Annotated in this window: 3 protein-coding genes; 2 read left to right on the forward strand and 1 reads right to left on the reverse strand. The window is 55.7% G+C overall.

All coding sequences use genetic code 11. From position 1 onward, the window contains the following. Nucleotides 1–1,412, forward strand: a 1,412-nt coding sequence (locus HXY34_01500) for a hypothetical protein (GenBank protein ID NWF94795.1), incomplete at its 5' end; no start/stop codon positions are given. A gap of 6 nt (nt 1,413–1,418) precedes the next feature. Next, nucleotides 1,419–2,303, forward strand: coding sequence for an ABC transporter ATP-binding protein (locus HXY34_01505; protein NWF94796.1), 885 nt, complete (start codon nt 1,419–1,421; stop codon nt 2,301–2,303). Here the strand turns inward: HXY34_01505 and HXY34_01510 are convergent. After that, a partial coding sequence (locus HXY34_01510; protein ID NWF94797.1) for a hypothetical protein occupies nt 2,300–2,645 on the reverse strand: 346 nt, incomplete at its 5' end. The two genes, HXY34_01505 and HXY34_01510, sit on opposite strands and share 4 nt — an antisense overlap.

Below are 2,645 nucleotides of genomic sequence, written 5' to 3' on the forward strand. Positions count from 1 at the left end.
AGATCATAGTCTGGGCACTTGGCATCGACATCTCGTCTCTTCTTGTCGGTGCACTCCGTGTCAACTTCCTCTTGGTCATTGTCGTTGCGATATGGAGTCCTGTAGATGCCTTTCTGAACTTTGCAGGCCCAATCCTCTTTCTCTATGGACTGACCAAGATCATGCTACGGGGCTCTCAGAAGTTCCAGGAGTGGATAGTCAGCGCGGGAAGGCGGTTCTTTGGCTCGTTCGGAACGCTTGCGACAAGGAACGTGAAACGGAACCCTGCACGGAACGCAGCCCTGGTGTTTGTGATATCTCTGATTGTGTCCTACGGGATCTACAGTGTCGGTGCACTCCTGTCTGAGCAGGACCGCGCTCATCGCGAAGACCTCTTCACGGTCGGTTCAGATGTCTCGGGTACGTTCTCGCCCGGTGCCAACCTGACGAGTGCCCTGCCTCAAATCGAAGCGATAGATGGGGTCACATCGCTCACTGTCGAGTACCGTCTGTCATTTAGCACATCCCGTGGGTCTCTTCCCACAAGAGGGATTGATGCAGAAGAGTGGCTTGAGACCGCCTACTACGAGCCCGAGTGGTTCGTTGGCAGTTCGTTCAGTGAGGTGATGCAGGACTTCACTGGAAACAAGATCCTCCTATCCATATCTGTTGCTCGACAGCTCAGTCTGCGAGTGGGCAACAACATGACCGTGTTTGTACCCGGCTCATCCACGCCTCGAACCATGAAGGTAGTCGGACTTGTGGGGTTCGCCAGTGTGCTTGAGGAATTCGTGGGTCAATACGCGTTTGGTGGCTCCTACCCGTCTTACGTGCCCAGGGACTTCCTAGAGTCAGCAGGCGTACTCGGTTATGCTGAACAGTGGGTGCTTGTAAAGACAGCACCCGGACACAACGGTACGGCCGTAGAGGAGAAGATAGTTGAGATAGCAGACTACGTGTCTGCCACCGACTCAGTGACATCACGCGACCATGCCAGGAGCACCGAGACTTCTTTCGCCACGGTCAGTACGCGGGCGAACTGGGTTGGTATTGCGTTCGCTCTGGTCCTGGCCAGTGTCGGTACGGGGCTCGTTGTGAGTCTGACCCTGAAAGAGAAGGAGTACGAGACCACACTGCTTTCAGTCCGTGGCTTCACCGCCTCTCAGGTGCTCAAGGCCCTTCTGGCAGAAGTCATGGTCCTAATCACGTTCTCATTGATTCTGGGCTTGGTCACCGGGCTGATACAGATATTCGGGAACGTGTCGAGTGGCAGTCAGCAGGCACAGGCGCTGGTCAGACCAAGGATGGTCTTTGACTTGATGTCAGTGTCATTGATGTCGTGCGTAGTGCTAGTCGTTGTCGTCTGTGCTCTCATACCCATCCTGGTCACAGCACGCTTTGATGAGAAGAAGATAGACGTTCTAAGGGAGTGAGATGAAATGGTCAGCTATATTGAAACCAAAGAACTTGTGAAGGTGTACAAGCTCGGCAATGTGGAAGTGCAAGCACTCAGGGGGCTCTCGATGCGCATTGAACAGGTTGAGATGATTGCCATTGTTGGCCCCAGCGGCTCCGGAAAGACCACGCTGTTGAACATAGTCGGCGGTCTCACTAGGGCTACCGCAGGGCAGACATGGGTTGCTGGGCGAGAGATAACCAACGCGACGAACGCTGAGTTGGGCCTTCTGCGACAGAAGGTGGTTGGCCACATCTTTCAGACCCTGAACCTGATACCTACTCTCACCGCCTACGAGAATGTCGAGCTTCCCCTCTTGGCGACAAAGGTCCCGCCGTCGCAGAGGAGGAAACGTGCAGAGGAACTCCTCAAGACTGTGGGGCTGGAGCTCAGGATGAATCACAAGCCCGACGAGCTCAGTGGCGGAGAGAAACAGAGAGTGGCCATAGCTGCTGCCCTCGCGAATGACCCACCAATCCTCATCGCAGACGAACCAACTGGAGACCTCGACACAGAGACCGGTGCCAAAATAGTCGAGTTCCTCCATCGCGTCAACAAGGACATGGGCAAGACCGTCATCATAGTCACGCACGACCCTGCTATTGCGAGGCAGACCGATAGGATATACAGGATCATGGATGGGCGCATAATCTCTGTGCAGAAGCCCAGCGAGTCCGAAGAGGCGAGTGCGGCAGTGCGGGCCCAGATGTACCGTGACCGACTCACTGAGACAGAGGTGGAGTTGTCTGACCTGCTTGCAAAGTATGACCAGCATGGGATAAGCCCGGAGAACTTTGCCGAGCGCTGGCACAACCTCACCCGGACCAAAGAGTTCCTTCAGAGCGAGCTTCACCGGATGGGATTCTAGTCCTGTGACCTGCCGGCGGCGACGATGAGATACTTCGCCCTCCTTGCGAGAGCGCGGTTCCATAGCAGCCTGCGCTCAATACTCATCGCCGTCCTCTCGCTCCATGAGCACGGTGTCCCTGTGTCCTGCGTATAGACAGGTCTGACAATGGAGAAGACCCCTCCGAGTCTCAGGAGGTTGAGCCCCGAGTCTCGTACTGCATTGATGACTTCGCGTATGGTGTACCGACGGCTCCACAGTACCTTGCCGCTTGAGCCAGTCTTCTGCCTTCGCCACGGGTTCTGGGCCTCTGTCCTCCTAGTCTCAACAGTGAACAGGACAACGCCTCGGACAGCAAGCAGG

This window comes from Candidatus Thorarchaeota archaeon (assembly GCA_013388835.1).
GTDB lineage: Archaea > Asgardarchaeota > Thorarchaeia > Thorarchaeales > Thorarchaeaceae > JACAEL01.